The organism is Klebsiella sp. JN_Kp126 (assembly GCF_033843325.1).
Taxonomy (GTDB): Bacteria; Pseudomonadota; Gammaproteobacteria; order Enterobacterales; family Enterobacteriaceae; genus Klebsiella; species Klebsiella michiganensis.
In genome coordinates this window covers 22,725-42,085 of the sequence record NZ_JAWXQV010000105.1, presented here as the reverse complement: position 1 = coordinate 42,085, position 19,361 = coordinate 22,725, and the positions used below count along the sequence as shown (strand labels likewise).

The window sequence follows — 19,361 nt, the reverse complement described above, 5'->3', positions numbered from 1 at the left end:
CCTGAAAGAGAGGGACTCATGAACTTAAGAGCAAACCCACCATATTTAACATAATCTTTGTTATCCGCACTGATGTTGTAACTCCCATATTCTAATGTCACTTTCGGGGCTGCGGATGTATTCCTGGACTGTTATGTTGTGATCCCAAGATGCTGCCGGTACTTCACCGGACTCATTGCACCTAATAAGAGCGCATTCCCGGAGACCATCTGCGGCAGTGCGCTAAGCAGCGCTTCAATCCTGAATCTGTCATAGCACCGGACGGAATCCACAAAACGGGATCTGAACAGCGCGACGTACAGGTCCGCAATCACGCTGGCGGACATTTCTGCAAGGGGCCGGATTTCCCCGCCTGCACTTATAAAACGTTTTAGTTCACCATTTCGCTTCCGGGTCGTTTTCGTCGAAAACGACTCTTTAATTCGGTAAACCTCAGGCGCCTGGCCAAAGGCCGGAATGGAATTGAGCACGCATCCACGAAGGACCGACGAAAGTCGGTTAGTTTTCGTCGGGAGAATCACCTTATGTTCGGGAGCCGCAGGCAGAATGATTTCGTCATAGGATATGGGATAATCCTGCCAAACATTCAGGCCGGGATATTTTTTATTCGTCACGAAATATGCGGCAGTGATATCCCCATTGTTTTCGGTATGCCAGAAATCGAATGTTAGTATTTTTTCGTCCATAAAAAAGCGAACAACGTCTGGGTGCATATTCACACTGCCACCGTACTTCAGGTATGTTTCCTTGTAGAGGTCAAAATCCGAAGGTACCCATCCGCACAGCGCATGCTTTAATTTCATGTTTAATCACCCTTCAAGCCGAGGTAACTATCGATATTTTCGTCAGAAATAATCAGATAGCATCAGGTCCGTCTTTGTGTGCGCCGTCCGGGGCGATAAAAGCGAAGTAAACTGGCATTTCCATGACCGACTGCTGGTAGTAAAAAGCCGAATACTAATTCGGTAATATAGCGTTTACCAATTTACTGATCGTAGCCGGCTTAATTATGCTGTTATGAAGCTTATTCGCATAGTCAAATGTCCATGCTTCGCGGCTAAGTTCAGCTCTGAAAATAAACCATGACGTAGACCCTTATAGAAGGACGCCCCGGATAATAGGGTCACGCTATCTTTGCTGAGCGAGCGCGGTTGCGAATCCAGGACGCCTTCTTTATTCAAGGCTAATTCAATTTACTTTTATAGATCTGAACCAACTCGGTTATCATTTCGCGACACAGGATAGATGTCATCAGATGATCTTGCGCATGTACCATCACAAGCGTCATCGTCGTTTTCCCCATTCCTTCGTCTTCTTCAATCAGCTTAGTCTGTATGGCATGCGCTTCTTTACCCGCTTCAGCGGCCATCTCAAGTAATTTGCTGGCATGATCAAAATCACCTGATTTCGCATGATTTAATGCTTCATAGCATAAACTTCTTGAATGGCCGGCATTAACAATAATACCCATAACGACTTCTTCGGTATCTAACATACTATCCTCATCAAAATCCATTATTCACGGAAACTTCTGCAAACCATTCACCGCTCTGTTTCACGGTGCGAACTTGAGAATCCAGGTCCAGGCTAATGAAACCATATCGGTTTTTGTAAGCATTCATCCACGACCAGTTGTCAATAAAGGTCCATAAATGATATCCCTGGCATTGAGACCCTTCGCTAATAGCACGGTGTACCCACTTCAGGTGCTCCCGAATAAAATCAATTCGGTAATGATCTTTTACCTGCCCGTCATCAGCAATAAATCGGGTCTCGTTCTCAACACCCATGCCATTTTCAGAAATATAGCAAGGGATATTTCCATAGTTATCGCGTAGGTTGATTAAGATATCGTAAATACCCTGTTCATAAATTTCCCAGCCACGATATACGTTCATTTTACGGCCAGGCATTTCATAGTTTTCAAAAAACCAATCGGGCATGAACGGTGAATCAGGATTGATCATCGTTGCCCTGGCTTTGACTCTTCGCGGTTGGTAATAGTTAACGCCGAGGAAGTCAACCTTACCCTGCTGGATGATTTCCAGGTCTCCACTTTCGTATTCTGGCAACTGATCGTAGGTTTTTAAAATCTCTATTAGTTCGACCGGATAGATACCATTTATTGCTGGCTCCAGGAATGAACGGTTGAAGAATAGGTCAGCAATAAACGATGCTTTCAAGTCCTCTTCATTATTAGACCGAGGGTATGAAGGCGTCAGATTAAGCACTATGCCAATTTTACCGGATAGCCCCATGTCTTTATACGCTCTTACCGCTTTACTGTGTGCCAGCATGATATGAAACGCAACTTGCGCCGCGCTGCGGAAATTTACATTATTCGGGTAGTGGAAGTCGTATAAATATCCCCCTTCCACAACGACAACCGGCTCATTAAAGGTAACCCAGTGCTTAACTCTATCACCAAACAGTTCAAAACAAACTTTGGCGTAGGTTTCATAGGCTGCAACCGTTTCCCTGCTTTGCCATCCTCCTCGCTCCTGCCAGTATAGCGGCATGTCGAAATGGAAAAGCCCGAAAATCGGTTCAATGCCATTTTCGATTAAATCATCAATGACATTATTATAAAATTCGACGGCTTCCCGGTTGATTTTTTCGCCATCCGGCATCAATCGGGCCCAGGAGATAGATGTCCGGAAGCTGTTATGTCCAATACGCTTCATCAACAGAATATCTTGATGATAATTCTTGTAAAACGTGGATGTTTCAGCCGGACCAATTTGCTCATGAAATCTGTTCGGCTCAAGATTATACCAATGATCCCATATGTTTTTTGCTTTTCCATCGCCATCAACCGAACCTTCTGATTGCGTCGCAGATGAAGCGCTCCCCCACCAAAACCCATCCGGGAATTTATATTCCATACATCACCTCATGACTTAAAATATTTAAAATTAACGTATTAAACTTTTTCTGACTTTAATTCAAAACTTTCTTCATTTTTACTTTCAACGTTTGAATTATCGGCTGCCAGCAACGTTTTCTCGTATGCTTTGACGAACGGGTAATACATTAACGCGGCTATAGCCATACAGATAAAGCACAGTATTACCGGAGCAATAGCCCAGTTAGTTGCCCATGATGCGCCAATGGGAGCGGGAGTCGTCCATGCGGTCATCATAACCACTTTCTCTACCAGCCCCAGATCGATGGCATACCATGCAAGAATGGCGTTAATCACAGGGATAAACACAAACGGAATGAACAAAATCGGGTTCATGATGATCGGCGCGCCGAACAATATCGGTTCGTTGATGTTGAAAAGACCGGGTACAAAGCCCATACGGCCGATAGTCCGAAGATGAGCAGCCCTACTTCTGATCAGCAGAATTGCCAATGGTAAGGTTGAACCCACACCTCCTATAAACAGGAAATGATCCCAGAAGCCTTGTACAAAAGTATGCGGGATCGCTTCTCCTGCTGCCAATGCGGCCTGGTTAGACGCAAGGTTCGCCATCCAGAAAGGGTTCATGATCCCGGTAACAATCATCGTCCCATGTATACCCGCGAACCACAGGATTTGGCACAACAGCACGGCCAGAATCACCGCTAAAAGGCTATCCGATGCCGCGACTAAGGGCTTAAGCATCGCCATAATAGCTTCAGGTAAAATCATACCTGTAGCATGCTCAATGAAAAGATTCAGAGGATGTAAGGTAATCATAATAACAATGACCGGGATCAGCACCTCAAACGACCGGGAAACACCAGGCGGCACCTGCTCCGGTAATTTAATTGTAATATTCCGTTTTTTCAGCCAACGATAGACCTCTGTCGCATATATTGAACAAAGCAACGCGGTAAAGATACCTTGGCCAGAAAAATACTGCATTGACAGGGCGCCGTTCTTAAGGTCGGCGGCAACCAGCATAAACGACATCAGCGAAAGAAGACCCGTTGTTATAGGATCTAAAGAGTATTGTTTTCCTAAACTTGCCCCTACCCCGACTGAAATAAATATGGTCATTAACCCCATACTCATATTAAACGGTAACATCAACTGTTCGCGATAGTTTGCAGAGAAATTCAGCCAGGCTTTCGCAAATTGAAAAGTGGTATTAGTTGATATTGGAGGAAAGATAAAAACAAGCATAAAGCTGCCAACAATCATAAACGGCAGCGCGGCGATGAATCCATCACGTATTGCCAGGACATATCGTTGCTGAGCAATAACACCAGCCATCGGCGCAAGCCGTTTTTCAATGATGCCAACCAAAAAATTATAAAATGAGTTCATCTGATGTTTCACCCTACCGTCATTTAGCCAGTTCTAATGCAATATCCAGAACCCGATCTCCGCGCAGCATCCCATAGTCCAGCATCTCGATAGGTTGGACTTTAATTCCATAAACGGACGCTTTAGACGATAAATTATTCTGCATATACTTAATTTGCGGTCCAAGCAGCACGACATGGTAGTTGGGCATGTTTTCATCAAATTCAGCTACGCCAAAAGCCTTGATTTCAACATCCAGGTTCTTCGCTTCCGCGGCTTCTTCCATTTTTTTTACCAGCAGGCTTGTAGACATACCTGCGGAGCAACAAAGCATGATCTTTTTCATTTTTAAATCTCCATATTGATAGTTCGAAGCAATATAAATCCATATCATTTTTTAGGAAATCGATTTCAATCATAAATGCCGTAATCGTGACAGCGATCACTATCCTTATCATTAAAGTCTATATATATCAATGTGTTATAAAAATAACATTCAAATTTTATCGTTATAACCTTTTTTATTGCTCTAAGATACCGGTATCAAACACAATCTTTACCGCAGTCGTCACCGATGTAACCCACTGCGCCAGCCCGCCGTTCAGCGCAAACCTGTGGAAATTACCGATGGAGCTATCCGCTCTGCCTGCCGCTACGACGCATGAAATCTCAAGCTGACATACCCTGACTGCTCGGTTGCTTTAGAGGTAAAACCACCAGGGTTTGAGCGCTGCAGCTTAGGGAGCGAATGACTACAAGTCAGACCAATATGAAACCGATATCTAAAAATAAAAAGAAAAAACCGAATTTTATGAAATGATAATATTGACGCATTGACAGTATAAAATCTATTAGAATCAACATATTATCACATATTACCAAATGTGACGGAACGCACACTTCCTGACAAAAGGTTAAAATTCAGTTGATCATGAAACCGATTTCTTAGAGATTGAATGTCAACCGATGTCTAATGCTGATTTAAGGCTGCCTAAACGCCTTAAATGGGATCTAAGATGACACAAGCGAAACAGGGTCAGGTGAATACCCCTCTTATCTCATTGTGACTTTTTAATTATGCAAAACTTCGATGGAGATATGGCTCAGGAAATTAATTGATAACGGGATATCATTGATACGCCAAAAGTGTAAATCAGCAGCAATCTCAGCGCCTGAAAACGAACGCTGTCGCAGCGTATTTAAATTCCCCTAGCATCTGGTATTAGTTTGCAGGTTAAGAATAGACAACGCGAGTCGAATTTATATAGAACAGTTATCGCTTTCACAGATACATCGCTGATGATCGGTAAAAGAATAGTCATTATTCTGTTCACTATTAAGCTATTAACCCAAACGGTTGATCTCATCATTGATCAGCTGCGCCCCGACTTTCATTTTATTTCATGAAGCAAGGGGAGAACAGAATGCTAACAAAAAACAAAAGTAATGGGTTAATAACCCTTTGCTTTAATAGCACTACCCTCTGGATTAAAACTTTTTACTTAAAGACTTTTAACTTATCAATACATTTTGAAAAGGGATTGTTATGAAAAAGAACTACCTCGCAAGTTCAATTATGCTCTGCTGTGGAATGTTACTTTCCTCACAGGTAACGGCGAGTGAAACCATTGGTTTTCACGGCTATATAAGAGCCGGGTCCCTTTTTGATGCCAGAGATAACTTTAGCAAAGCGGGTTATGCAGATGAGATTGATAAAAACATGGGCCGTCTGGGGGCTGAAGTTGACAATAGCTGGGAAGGTCGGCTGAATAAATTATGGAATTTAAATGACGGTAAATCTGTCGATATTCATCTGACAATCGAGTCTAAAGGGGATGGTTTACAAACCCGTGCGGCACCGCGCGAAACAGGTATTTCAGAAAGCTACGTAGAACTCGGCGGCATTACCCCGACGGGTAAACTATGGGGTGGCCTGAGATACTACGATCGTGAAAACTATGTATTCACAACCGATTATTTCTATACCGATTACTCAGGTACCGGTATTGGGGTTAAAGACCTTGAATTGGGTGGTGGGAAATGGGATATGGCTTACATCGTCAGTAATGATGCTAACCATACTGAACGCCCGGATGGTAATTCGGCGATCATGCACACCGTGCACTCCAGCGCAAAATATGGCGCATGGGATTTTGAGATCGCCGCTAAACAGATGCCAGATAACTCATTTATTGGTGATGACCACAAATATGCAACTAAAGGCATAGAAGGAACCGTCATCTACTCCAGGGATGATTTCTTTACCGCCACTGGCGGTTTTTCAAAAGTCATTTTACAGGCAGGACGCGGACTGGGTTCCGGAGATCTCTTGGGCGCGACATTAACGGATACGTCGATGTATCGTAAAAGCTCTCTGTATCAGAAAACAATGCAGGATGTAAATAACGGCTATAAACCCTATCAAACTAAGGTCCAGGAGGGCGACCAGTCCTATCGTATGTTTGTATGGGGAGGCTGGTATGGTGCTAACGTCAATATTTTACCCACCTTCACCTACCAATATAATGACTATGAAGCAGGCCACCATGACTCATGGTATGCAGCATCATTACGCTCAGTTTTCCCGTTTAATGAGTTCTTCTCAATACAGACAGAAGTCGGCTACGTCGATAACGATCTTGTCGTGAATAATATGGACCAGAGCAGCCGCTCCAGTAAGATTAGCTTTGTTCCGACATTTACCGTTAACACCGGAATGGGGCCATCACCGGAGATTCGACTGCTCGCGACCTATGTCGATCGTAAATACAATGTGAGCTGGATGGACAGTCGTGGTGACTTCCTTGTAGGTGTCCAGGCCGATATGTGGTGGTAATGACGCCAGGTCGATAGTAAAGCGGATGTAACGATCCGCTTTACATCAGATGCAGCGCTCAGCCCACGATCACAATTTTACAATACGCAATCTTAAAACTTACTATCACCGAGTCTCTGTTAAGCATGAAACATAAAAAATCTTCGCTAAATCTCTCTCTGCTACTACTCAGCCTGATGGTTACTGGCTGTCATTCATTTGTAGCATCGACATCAGGCACAAGCGCTCATTCACTGCAGGAACAGGTGGCCATCGACCGGAATGCGCTTGCGGCAAAGTCAGCCATTGATAAGCTCAGCGATATTAAGTACACCCCTATCCAGGGTGATAACGTCATGGCCCAGATCAATGAAAATAGCCAGGTTTTTTCTTTTAACTCAGAGAAGAGTTATGTTGCGGCCTATTCTATCGAAGGTAAACAGGTGGGTCGGTCGGTAAAATTAAGTTCGCCACTCGATTTTAGCGTGTTCATCCCTTCCGTGATGATTTTAGATGAAAACTTTAACGTTGTTAATGTAATAAAAAGTAGCCACTTCCCCTACACCGAGGATTCATTCGGCGCCAATCTTTACAAAGGCACATTCTCATTACCGGATGGTTATACAAAACTGTATTTATTAATTTACACAACCGCTAAAGACGCTTCCGGAAGTACCGTTATTGACAATGAATTGTTACAAAATAGTATGCGTTACGACAGGGTTTCTGATGTCGGTAAATTTTCTAGGCTAGCCGTCCCCCATTCCACCACGGGACGTATAAAGCTTGAACTTATAAAAAGTGCTGATGACCGCTATGTTACAGAAGAGGCCCCGGTAAGGACGCCTGTATGTCTGCAAAATAGGCCCAACACTGCTGCTGGTATAAGCGCACAGGAATATTATGAAAAAATAAGAAAACTCTTATCTTTCAAAGACTATGAACAAGCTATTCAGTATGTTCGTGAAGCTGAGTGTTCAGGCTTTACAAAAGCCAGAGATGTTTTCTTTTCTGTGATTGAGGATAATGAAAGGAAAAATTTATAGTTGAGAACTCGCCATATCTATCGTAACCTTGCTCGATGGGTAACCATGATGATTCTATTGAACCATTAAATGTAATAGAGAGCCACGTGAAGAAAGCCAGGATGAAAAGCACGACAGTCTACGATATTGCTCGTGTCGCAGGTGTCTCTGCAAGTACTGTTTCTCGTATATTGACAGGATCGGCTAAAGTTGCTGAAGAGAAGCGTATTGCGGTCGAGCAGGCTATAAAGGAGTTAGATTTCCGGCCCAATCTCATGGCGCAATCATTAAAGAGCGGCCAGTCAATGACGCTTGGCGTGCTGACACAGCATCTTGATAGTCCGTTTTCTAATGAAATGTTGCGTGGTGTGGAAAAAACCCTTGAAGGTACCGGCTACGTACCTGTTGTCGTGAGCGGTCACTGGAAGTCGAAGCAAGAACTCGAACGTATGCAGTTATTGATTGACCGTCGCGTGGATGGAATAATTATATTAACAGGACACATTAGCCAACAAAGTCTCATCGAGTTATCCCTTCAGGTCCCTATCGTAGCAGCCGGCCATGATATTAATACAGCGCAGGTTCGTTCATTTAATGTCAACAATAGCCTCGGCGGTTATATGGCGACGCAATACTTATTAGATCTTGGGCATCGAAAGATTGCCCATATTCTTGGCAAGATGGATCAAAAGGATGCGGTTGATCGTCTTAATGGCTACCGCCAGGCCCTGAGCATTGCAGGCATTGAGTATAATCCAGACCTCGTTGTACAAGGTGACTTCAGCGAAGAAGGTGGTCGCCAGGCGATTAAGCATCTGGTCTCCAATAATATTGATTTCAGTGCCGTATTTTGTGCCAACGATCAAACCGCATACGGTGCGATACTCGGCCTCAAAGAGGCTGATTTAGACGTGCCTGATGATATTTCCGTGATTGGCTTCGATGACCTGCCCTTTTCAACATATAGTAATCCTCCCCTTACCACCATCAAACAGCCCATTTATGAAACCGGCGTTAAGCTGGCGCAGACGCTGCTTAGCTTAATTAATGGTGGTGATGATGAAGTGACAAAAGAAAGTGAATCCCTGCTTCCTGAACTGCAGATTGTTAACCGGAAAACCGCCTTGGAATTCAAATGACTTACCCTTTATCCGTAAGCTTTTCCGAACAATATGATTTTACGGCAAGCTCACGGGAAGTTTAAATTCTCTTATTAATAATCACGATGAAAAACCCTTGCCTTTATCGTTCGGAGGGTTTTGTCTGATGACGCCGGTCTACTCTCCTGCCCGCCTGAAAAATGAATACGGCTCTTTTCCCGGTCTGCACCCATCATTCGGTAATTGTTAAAGATATCAATTACTATAATAACCCTGTGCAATTATTATATCTTTGCAGCTACAGAGATCATGCTGTCTTTATGAAATAGCCCCGCAATACTCAGACAGCCGATATGGCGGCAATAACGGATAATCTGAATATGTGGTTTGTTGGCCAGTCGTGAGAGACCGGATCAGCGGCATTTAAGACCAGAAAAGCCGACTCGGCGCGGCTCAAGGAAATAGCGGGACTATAAACGGCGTATGGCTACCGGCGCTGCCGGCGAGGAGGTCTGAGATAGCATCCCCAGTGAACGCTCCATCGAAACGTAGTCCCGGGTGGACAAGAAAACACCAGCGGTTGGCTGACTTAAATGGCGGTGATGGTGCTGACCAATAAAACGAACAGGACATCCCCCTTCTTGCCAGAGAACGGCGAATAAGCACCCCGGTTACTGCCACCACTCAGCCCATTTCATGACCCGTCGGTCTTATTGTCAGCAATAAAAAAGGTGCGGCATATATCACAATGTCGCACCTCATATTATATCTTTAACTTTACTTATTCAGATAACCTTCATCTATATAGCTGGTTGTCCAGAAGAAAGGAGCATTCCAGTTGATAGTGACTTCATTCAGAGTCCATGAGCCAATTTCATCTTTCCAGCATGTTTGCCCGGTACAATGTCCTTTGAGACTGGCAGCGATAGGATCGCTGAAGCTGATCGAGTTTGGCCCACCGGACATCACGCCTGGCGGCACCAGCGGTGATGACGGATCGAGCTGCTGAGCCCAGAATCTATGGTGCGGATTCTTGAGCGGTCGGCTACCGTAACCCGACACATAGGATTGATCGAGCGGGTTGCGTCCAAGAACATAATCCATGGCGTCAGACATCGCCTGGACATATTTGCGGTCGCCGGTGAAATCATGCGCCAGCCCAAGGAAAATACTGCGGTTCATCAGGTTCGAGTTAGAACCCCATGGATACTCCACTGCAGAATAAGGAATCAGATACCCCTCAGTCTGTACGCTTTGCGCGTAGGCATTCGCAGTATTAATAATCGTCTGTTTGGCTTTTTTAACGTCTTCAGCAGGAAGATCGTTCGGAACCAGCGCCAGGGTAATAGTCCCGGCAGCAGAGACGTCCTGCCAGAAGAGATCGCCCGTAGCGTCTTTATCGCCTTTAGGGCTGGTTAGGTAGTAGCGTGAGTTTTTTATCGCATCGAGATATTCAGCTTTTCCTGTTGTGGTAAACAGTTCCGCCGCAGCCCAATAGAACTCATCATCCACTTTGGTATCATCATACGGGCCTGAACCGACAAAGTTGTCGTAGGCAAAAACATTTGGATGCTTATTAGCCGATTTCCATGCTTTCTCTGCCGCTGCGAGGCAGCGTTTCGCATAGGCTGCGTCCGTATCTTTCCAGACGCGCGCGCATTGCGCTGCAGTCGCCGCCAGATTTAAGGTCGCTGCAGTACTCGGCTGGCTTAAATAACGCGGCTGGGGATCTTTATGTGGCGGAAGCGGCATGCCAGTCCAGGCCTCATCGGCCACTTTATGAAACGCCATCCCTGAAGCATCGATCTCTGTCAGCTTGAGTGCCTCAAGATGACCGGACTGATCGCCGACGGGTACCCACGCCTTCTTGCCATCAGGAACCTGCATTGCCAGCATAAAGTCCATCATCCAGCGCGCTTCATCCAGAAGATCGTTCTTGCGATTGTTATTTTCGGGGATTTTTACTTTACCATCGCTAAATGCGCTTTCCTTAACGTTGCGAGAGTATTTCTCGTGTTCAAAGAAATTCATTAATGTCCATGTGGAAATACCGCCATTCACAACGTATTTACCCTGGTCCCCCGCATCGTACCAGCCACCGGTAACATCCAGCTTATAATCACAGCCAGGCCATTTATTGCCTTTGGCGTCGGTCTTATTAAAGCACGTTACTCGTTCTGACGGATGCCCTGCCGGACGGGCAAGATCGGGCCGTTGAACGTACTGTTTCTCGATAGGAATACCGCTACGCTGCTGATAGAAGAAAGAGAGCGCATCGTACTTCAGCTGTTGATAGAGTTTGCTGCTGATATTAAATGGGTGGCTCTTTTTATCACCCACCACCAACGTTAACTCGTCTGTTTCTTCCGTGTACTGGCTGAAATCGATAATATGCACATTTTCATTTGATGCACGGTTGATACCGAAGGGTTTAGTCTGACCCTCGGCCACTTTCGTCCCCATGCTATTGAGTAGAGTCCAGCTCAATGGCTGAGTCGAATCACTCACCATGGTTGCTCGCTTCAACGCGTGCGGCAAGTATCCGACCTGGTTTACCCTAATCGGCGCAAAGTTCGACGCGACTTTCAGCCGAGGCCCCTTCAAAGAAACGTTGCTGAGGCAAACCGTGGTCGGAGACTGAGTGCCCAACTGTAGCTGGAACTGAGCCTTCTCGTCTGCTGATTTAGGGGTGAATTTAAAATTAAAGTCTTTCCGTGTTTCGTTTAATTCAACGTCCTGGGCGAAATAGTTCGTATATGGTGCGCCATCTTGTTGAACCAAAATTTTGGCATTAATTGGCTTCTTGGTTACCGCTGTAAAGCTAAGATTATAAGACTGGCCTTCCGCCAGAGGGATCCCGGACTGAGCAAAAATGACATCCCAGGGGTTCGCTCCACCGTTAGTGAAAGTAAAACAGCCCATATTGTCTACACGATCCAACTGGCCTCCTGCGGCCCACCAACCATCCGTCCCCGCGGCAAAACTCCCATTATTCACTAACTCCTCTGCCGGGCTGGCACTCTGTTGAGTGCTACTACCATCGCCGTTAATACAACCCTGTAAAGCAAAAAGACTTGAGAAAATGAGTGAGAACTTAACTGTTCTGCGTGTGTTCATTGAAAACTCTCCGAATTAAACACCCTAAACATAATGATTCCAAAAAATAGACAACAGAAAATAGATCACCGATGAAATAGATTGATACGGCAGCCACCATCGCCTTGTGATAAATCGACCTGTTTACGCTCTAAATGTTTTGTAGCTTATCTTGAGTGGTAAATTCTTATGCGTAGCCTATTCCAAAATAACGATCGGCGTGGTCGGTGTGACCGAAACGATAGTAACTCAATAGCGGTAAGAATAGCTGACATAGGATTTCCATCAGAAACTACATGTAATGCACCTTGGGTCATGTACGACTTCATTGCCATCATATCCACATCACGATTCTTCTGAAATCGATTTCTAGTCAGCTGTGCGATTTTTGTGATTTCCATCTCTGTTTAGAAGATGAGCCTTGCTATTCCTTCATCAAGACATAGATCACAAAGGTTGTTCATGCTCTTATGGCTCACGGATACGGCATGCATAAAACATGAACACGTCACTAGCATGCACGTGAAATCGATTTCTATAAAACTTACTCTGGGGTTTGTGTATGAAAATCATGCTGGGGGCTAACTGCACATTGATTGCCTTATTGAGCGCAAATGTCGCGTTGGCATCTAATGAAGTTGCCGTTGCACCTTACTTTTCCGATTGGCCGGCAATACATAGCGTCATTACCAAAGACGAAACGATTGAAAATAGAGTCAAAGAGATTCTTGCAAAGATGACTCTTGATGAAAAAATTGGCCAAATGCTGCAGCCTGATTTTCGGGAAATCACCCCTGAGGAAGTGGCTCAATATAAAATTGGTTCGGTACTTAACGGTGGCGGTGGTTGGCCTGATAACAATAAACACTCTCTGGCTCGGAGCTGGGTCACTGAAGCAGATAAATACTGGATTGCAACGGATAAGGCCTTTGCTGGTCGTGGCTTCAGAATTCCCTTTATGTGGGCTACCGATGCGGTTCATGGTCATAACAACGTCTTCCAGGCCACTCTCTTCCCACATAATATTGGCCTGGGAGCCGCCCACGATCCTGATTTAATTTATAGAATTGGCCAGGCAACGGCTCTCGAAGTTGCCGCGACAGGTCTTGACTGGACCTTTGCTCCCACCGTCGCGGTGCCACGTGACGATCGTTGGGGACGCACCTATGAAGGTTATTCTGAGGATCCCTCCATCGTCTATGCCTATGCAAAAGAGATGGTCAGGGGCCTACAAGGTTCTGCATCTGATCTGAAGGGACAACATCATGTTATTTCAACCGTTAAGCACTTTGTTGGCGATGGCGGAACGCTGTACGGCGTTGATCGCGGTGATACTAATTATTCAGAGAATGACCTGCGTAATATTCACGCGGTAGGATATTTTTCAGGCCTAGACGCGGGCGCTCAGGCCGTAATGGCGTCGTTTAATAGCTGGAAAAACGATAAAAATTCCGCTATGGGAATTAAGGTCGGGAGCGAGTACAACGGCAAACTGCACGGCAGCTATTATATGCTAACGCAGGTACTTAAGGACAAAATGGGTTTTGATGGCATAGTCATATCTGACTGGAACGGCCATAGTGAAATCTCTGGTTGTAGTATGGGAGACTGTGAAGCTGCAGTGCTGGCTGGCATAGATATTTTCATGGTGACAGCAAGAAAGGACTGGATGTCATTTCGGACCAGCTTACTCGATAGTGTTAATGACAAAACCGTCCCAATGTCCAGAATTGACGACGCAGTCAGTCGCATTCTGAGAGTCAAAATGCGTGCTGGTATGTGGGACAAACCTATGCCGTCTCAGCGTACCCTTGCAGGGAAACAGAGCATTCTTGGGAATCCTGACCACCGCGCACTGGCAAGGGAGGCAGTTCGTAAGTCCCTAGTATTGCTGAAGAACAAAAATAACATTTTGCCTCTTAGCCGAGACCTCAACGTGCTGGTTGCCGGTAGCGCTGCGAATGATATCAGCAAGCAAATTGGCGGCTGGAGCCTCACCTGGCAAGGGACGGAAAATAACCTGTCTGATTTCCCTGACGCCGTTACCGTCGCAGGAGCCATTGAGAAAACCATTGGCAAACACAACGTAATGACACTCTCCTCAAGCCAGCTGGATCTTAAAGAACGGCCCGATGTGGCTATCGTCGCCATGGGCGAAGACTCATACGCAGAATGGTTAGGTGATATTCCTGATAATAAGACGCTATCCTACTCCGAGCTGAAGGCTGGCTATTCCGGAGATCTCAAATTATTAAAAAAACTTAATAAAGCCGGTATCCCGACGGTTGTTATTTTGCTTTCTGGCAGACCGCTCTACGTCAACGAAGAGATCAATCTTTCCGATGCATTCGTTGCCGCCTGGTTACCAGGCACCGAAGCAGAAGGCATTACCGATGTCATCTTCCGCGACACTAGCGGTACGATAAGTCATGATTTCCAGGGGGCTTTGTCGTTTTCATGGCCAGCACAGAAATGTGCGACCACAATCAACGCGGCACCAACCAATATCGCTGGCTGGCAGCGTCCGGAATTTGAACAGAAGCCGGATAAAGAGCATGTGTTATTTAATTTTGGTTACGGATTGACCTACAACCCGCCTTCACGAACGGCGGCTAATTATCAAGATTTGGATCGCTTACCGCTCGATAATCGTCGCCTGGGCTGCCGGGAGTTGAGCATGGAAAAATCGCCGGTGGCCACCACCCGACTCGAGCTGTTCGGTGAAAAAGCCTCCGATGAGCATCGTTTAAGAATGGGAGATGAGAGTAACTGGACCGGTACCGAGGTATCAATAAACGGTAAATCCGCGATGCAGTATATTAGCGTACGCCCTGTCGATTATAAACGTCAGCAGGATGCGCGCGAGGTAACATTTATGGGGACCAGCGAGAGTACCGGTGCATCTATCCAACTCCAGACAACCAATGTTAAAGGGATTAATCGGAATAATTATCTCAAGGCAAACAGTAACTTAATGGTGACTTTGCGCGTTAAGAAAAAACCAGATCGTAAAATGGAGATAGGTATGCAGTGCGGTTGGCCATGCGCTTCCTCTATCGCTATCAACGAGACCTTAAATACTCTCCCGTTAAATAAATGGGTCACCCTCAGCATTCCGCTAACTTGTTTCAAAGAAAATATGGATTTTTCTAAAACTAATACACCCTTTATTCTGACGACCACGGCGAATGCCAAACTCGATTTGGGATTAATTAACTGGACTCCAGCTGGCGTTAATCCGGAGATGGATAACCTCGTCCAGGTTACTTGTGATGGAACCCCGAGATAAATCCACGATGTAAATCACAGTGGCTAACCCTATTCGACAGTCTCTGTATATGGCTGTCGGATAGATAGCCTATCAGGAGCTCCTGCTATCCGCTTTCTACACCCGCAGAAATTAAGTAATGCTGGTGCGACTAATTTCTCCCTTTTCATTAAGCCCTGTAACATATTCCTTTCCCTCTTTAGCCTATTACATTATCTTGGCTATATCCTTATTTCTACCCTTGAAGTGGTTTACTGAATTTGGCCACCTGAACAGAGGTGATATGCTCACCTCAGAACAACACAGGTGTCATAATGAAAAAAAGAAATTTCAGCGCAGAGTTTAAACGCGAATCCGCTCAACTGGTCGTTGACCAGAACTACACCGTGGCAGATGCAGCCAGCGCTATGGATGTCGGCCTTTCCACAATGACGCGATGGGTGAAACAATTACGTGATGAACGGCAGGGCAAAACACCAAAAGCCTCCCCCATTACCCCGGAACAAATTGAAATCCGTGAGCTCAGGAAAAAGCTACAACGTATTGAAATGGAAAATGAAATATTAAAAAAGGCTACCGCGCTCTTGATGTCAGACTCCCTGAACAGTTCTCGATAATCGGGAAACTCAGGGCGCGTTATCCTGTGGCCACTCTCTGCCATGTGTTCGGGGTTCATCGCAGCAGCTACAAATACTGGAAAAACCGTCCTGAAAAGCCAGACGGCAGACGGGCTGTATTACGCAGTCAGGTACTTGAACTGCATGGCATCAGCCACGGCTCTGCCGGAGCAAGAAGCATCGCCACAATGGCAACCCAGAGAGGTTACCAGATGGGGCGCTGGCTTGCTGGCAGACTCATGAAAGAGCTGGGGCTGGTCAGTTGCCAGCAGCCGACTCACCGGTATAAGCGTGGCGGTCATGAGCACGTTGCTATCCCGAATCATCTTGAGCGACAGTTCGCCGTAACGGAACCAAATCAGGTGTGGTGCGGTGATGTGACCTATATCTGGACGGGTAAGCGCTGGGCGTACCTCGCCGTTGTTCTCGACCTGTTCGCAAGAAAACCAGTGGGCTGGGCCATGTCGTTCTCGCCGGACAGCAGGCTTACCATGAAAGCACTGGAAATGGCATGGGAAACCCGTGGTAAGCCCGTCGGGGTGATGTTCCACAGCGATCAAGGCAGCCATTATACGAGCAGGCAGTTCCGGCAGTTACTGTGGCGATACCGGATCAGGCAGAGTATGAGTCGGCGTGGAAACTGCTGGGATAACAGGCCAATGGAGCGCTTCTTCAGGAGTCTGAAGAACGAATGGGTGCCGGCGACGGGCTATGTAAGCTTCAGCGATGCAGCTCACGCAATAACGGACTATATCGTTGGATATTACAGCGCACTAAGACCGCACGAATATAATGGTGGGTTACTGCCAAACGAATCAGAAAACCGATACTGGAAAAACTCTAACGCGGTGGCCAGTTTTTGTTGACCACTTCAGTCCTGGAAAATCAGGGCAAAGGATTAGATGCAGAAGGGCTGGCGGTGCTGGAGGAAGACCTCCGCTCGCCATGCACTGAAGAGATTGCTGTTTTCCAGGCATTCTCGCGGGTAATCAAAGAGGCAGACGACCATTTTGTCATTATGGACACCGCGCCAACGGGTCACACGCTTCTGCTACTGGATGCGACTGGAGCCTATCACCGGGAAATGGTGCGCCAGATGGGGCAAACACATGACCATGTGATGACGCCAATGATGCAATTGCAGGACCCGGAGAAGACGAAGGTGATTATCGTGACGCTTGCCGAAACGACACCTGTACTGGAAGCAGCTAATCTGCAGCAGGATCTGCGTCGCGCTGGCATCGAGCCGTGGGCATGGGTTGTTAATAACAGCCTGGCAGCTGCTCAACCGTCTTCACCTTTCCTGAAGACCAGGGCGAACCGCGAGCTGCCTCTCATCTCTGATGTGGAAGAGCAGTATGCAAAGCGTATTGCATTAACAGCGCTACAGAGTGAAGAGCCTGTTGGTATTGACCTGCTGGAAGAGATGGCGAAGTAATAATGAAGGGGGCATTTGCCCCCTTCATCTTTATTTCAGTCTTTTACCTGTATCATCAACGACTTTTTCACCATCTTCCTTGGTGAAAGCCGCTTTCTGAGCATCCGGAAGAATATCCAGAACCGCCTCTGAAGGACGGCAAAGTTTAGTTCCGAGTGGCGTCACGACAATCGGACGGTTAATCAGAATAGGATGTTGCAGCATAAAGTCGATGAGCTGGTCGTCAGTAAATTTATCTTCTGCAAGACCCAGTTCCTCATACGGCTCGACGTTCTTACGCAGCAAAGTACGGACGGAAATGCCCATATCTGCAATGAGTTTGACCAGCTCATCGCGTGAAGGTGGAGTCTCAAGGTAAAGAATAACGGTCGGCTCGATACCGCTGTTGAGGATCATCTCCAGCGTATTACGCGACGTGCCGCAGGCTGGGTTGTGATAAATGGTGATGTTGCTCATATCAGTATCTCATTACAAAGTGAAAGAGAGACGTAGCGCCAGCGCGGCCAGCGTTACAAACAGCACAGGCAGAGTCATGACGATCCCGGTGCGGAAATAGTATCCCCAGGTGATGGTCATATTCTTCTGTGAAAGGACATGCAGCCAGAGCAGCGTTGCCAGGCTACCAATAGGCGTAATTTTTGGCCCCAGATCGCAGCCAATCACGTTGGCATAAATCATCGCCTCTTTGATAACGCCTGTTGCGGTGCTGCCATCAATAGAGAGAGCGCCAACCAGCACGGTAGGCATATTGTTCATGATGGAAGAGAGGAAAGCCGTCAGGAAGCCAGTACCAAACGTCGCGGCCCAAAGTCCTTTATCTGCCAGCACGTTCAACACACCGGAGAGGTATTCTGTTAGTCCGGCATTACGCAGACCATAGATCACCAGATACATTCCCAGAGAGAATATGACGATCTGCCATGGCGCACCGCGAAGCACTTTGCCAGTGTTAATGGCATGACCTCGCTTCGCCACCGCAAACAGAATGACAGCCCCTACAGCAGCAATCGCACTGACCGGGATACCCAACGGCTCAAGGACGAAAAAGCCAACCAGAAGAAGGATCAACACTATCCAGCCGGTTCTGAAGGTTGCCAGATCTTTAATCGCTTTTGCCGGTGCTTTCAGGAGAGCCAGGTCGTAAGTAGGCGGAATATCTTTGCGGAAGAACAGATGCAGCATCACCAGCGTGGCGATAATGGCTGCGATATCCACCGGTACCATTACCGACGCATACTCAGTGAAACCCAGCCCAAAGAAGTCTGCAGAAACGATGTTAACCAGGTTGGACACGATAAGCGGCAGACTGGCCGTATCGGCAATAAACCCGGCGGCCATGACAAATGCCAGCGTAGTACCTTTGCTGAAACCTAATGCAAGCAGCATGGCGATGACAATTGGCGTCAGAATCAATGCCGCACCATCGTTGGCAAACAGTGCCGCCACCGCTGCGCCGAGCAAAACGATATAGGTAAACAGCAAACGCCCGCGACCGTTACCCCAACGTGAAACGTGCAGCGCCGCCCATTCGAAAAAGCCCGATTCATCGAGCAGAAGGCTGATAATAATCACGGCAATAAAGGTCGCCGTCGCATTCCAGACAATATTCCACACTACAGGGATATCACCAAAATGGACTACGCCAGAGATCAGCGCCAGTACCGCGCCCAGCGTCGCACTCCAGCCGATCCCTAATCCCTTCGGTTGCCAGATAACCAAAACGATGGTCAGGACAAAAATAGCGCCTGCCAGTAACATAAATCCT

General features: G+C 46.6%; 13 protein-coding genes and 1 pseudogene. 6 read left to right on the top strand and 8 right to left on the bottom strand.

Annotated features, from left to right (window positions below):
* Positions 1–131: 131 nt before the first annotated feature.
* From SIK97_RS29655 to SIK97_RS29635, 5 genes are all read right to left on the bottom strand, one after another.
* Complete coding sequence (locus SIK97_RS29655) at positions 132–803, bottom strand: hypothetical protein (protein WP_224239842.1); 672 nt, start codon at positions 801–803, stop codon at positions 132–134.
* 380 nt (positions 804–1,183) lie between these two features.
* Positions 1,184–1,495: a PTS lactose/cellobiose transporter subunit IIA gene (locus SIK97_RS29650; RefSeq protein ID WP_049594032.1), complete on the bottom strand. Its 312-nt coding sequence runs from the start codon at positions 1,493–1,495 to the stop codon at positions 1,184–1,186.
* A gap of 10 nt (positions 1,496–1,505) precedes the next feature.
* Complete coding sequence (locus tag SIK97_RS29645; RefSeq protein WP_049594011.1) at positions 1,506–2,885, bottom strand: glycoside hydrolase family 1 protein; 1,380 nt, start codon at positions 2,883–2,885, stop codon at positions 1,506–1,508.
* 38 nt (positions 2,886–2,923) lie between these two features.
* Positions 2,924–4,258, bottom strand: coding sequence for a PTS sugar transporter subunit IIC (locus tag SIK97_RS29640; RefSeq protein WP_049594012.1), 1,335 nt, complete (start codon positions 4,256–4,258; stop codon positions 2,924–2,926).
* A 19-nt stretch (positions 4,259–4,277) separates the two neighbouring features.
* Positions 4,278–4,583, bottom strand: coding sequence for a PTS sugar transporter subunit IIB (locus SIK97_RS29635; protein WP_012540235.1), 306 nt, complete (start codon positions 4,581–4,583; stop codon positions 4,278–4,280).
* A 1,200-nt stretch (positions 4,584–5,783) separates the two neighbouring features.
* On the opposite strand from SIK97_RS29635, the gene SIK97_RS29630 reads away from it, so the two are divergent.
* The 3 genes from SIK97_RS29630 (at position 5,784) to SIK97_RS29620 (ending at position 9,216) form a co-directional block, all read left to right on the top strand.
* Positions 5,784–7,073 carry a carbohydrate porin gene (locus SIK97_RS29630; protein WP_049594013.1) on the top strand — a complete coding sequence of 430 codons (1,290 nt, stop codon included), beginning with the start codon at positions 5,784–5,786 and terminating at the stop codon, positions 7,071–7,073.
* A 125-nt stretch (positions 7,074–7,198) separates the two neighbouring features.
* A complete protein-coding gene (locus SIK97_RS29625; RefSeq protein ID WP_224360808.1) occupies positions 7,199–8,098 on the top strand; it encodes a MalM family protein in 900 nt (299 codons plus the stop codon).
* A 101-nt stretch (positions 8,099–8,199) separates the two neighbouring features.
* Positions 8,200–9,216: a LacI family DNA-binding transcriptional regulator gene (locus SIK97_RS29620; RefSeq protein ID WP_224239844.1), complete on the top strand. Its 1,017-nt coding sequence runs from the start codon at positions 8,200–8,202 to the stop codon at positions 9,214–9,216.
* Positions 9,217–9,954: 738 nt separating this feature from the next.
* Here the strand turns inward: SIK97_RS29620 and SIK97_RS29615 are convergent.
* Entirely contained in the window at positions 9,955–12,294 is a 2,340-nt protein-coding gene (locus SIK97_RS29615; RefSeq protein ID WP_077260801.1) for a glycoside hydrolase family 9 protein, read from the bottom strand.
* 541 nt (positions 12,295–12,835) lie between these two features.
* Between SIK97_RS29615 and SIK97_RS29610 the strand changes: the two genes are divergently transcribed.
* From SIK97_RS29610 to SIK97_RS29600, 3 genes and pseudogenes are all read left to right on the top strand, one after another.
* Positions 12,836–15,562 carry a glycoside hydrolase family 3 protein gene (locus SIK97_RS29610; RefSeq protein WP_053094427.1) on the top strand — a complete coding sequence of 909 codons (2,727 nt, stop codon included), beginning with the start codon at positions 12,836–12,838 and terminating at the stop codon, positions 15,560–15,562.
* A 293-nt stretch (positions 15,563–15,855) separates the two neighbouring features.
* Positions 15,856–17,024, top strand: a protein-coding gene (locus SIK97_RS29605; RefSeq protein ID WP_319611000.1) for an IS3-like element ISEc52 family transposase whose coding sequence is annotated in 2 segments (ribosomal slippage) — positions 15,856–16,105 and positions 16,105–17,024 — 1,170 coding nt in all. Because the reading frame shifts where the segments join, the coding sequence is not laid out codon by codon here.
* A gap of 8 nt (positions 17,025–17,032) precedes the next feature.
* A pseudogene (locus SIK97_RS29600) lies at positions 17,033–17,596 on the top strand (ArsA-related P-loop ATPase); the annotation flags it as partial.
* Between the two features lie 30 nt (positions 17,597–17,626).
* On the opposite strand, the gene arsC reads toward SIK97_RS29600, so the two are convergent.
* Together arsC and arsB are read right to left on the bottom strand one after the other, a co-directional pair.
* Entirely contained in the window at positions 17,627–18,052 is a 426-nt protein-coding gene (gene arsC / locus SIK97_RS29595) for a glutaredoxin-dependent arsenate reductase (RefSeq protein WP_049594017.1), read from the bottom strand.
* A gap of 12 nt (positions 18,053–18,064) precedes the next feature.
* Positions 18,065–19,354 carry an arsenite efflux transporter membrane subunit ArsB gene (arsB, locus tag SIK97_RS29590; protein WP_049594018.1) on the bottom strand — a complete coding sequence of 430 codons (1,290 nt, stop codon included), beginning with the start codon at positions 19,352–19,354 and terminating at the stop codon, positions 18,065–18,067.
* Positions 19,355–19,361: the final 7 nt, after the last annotated feature.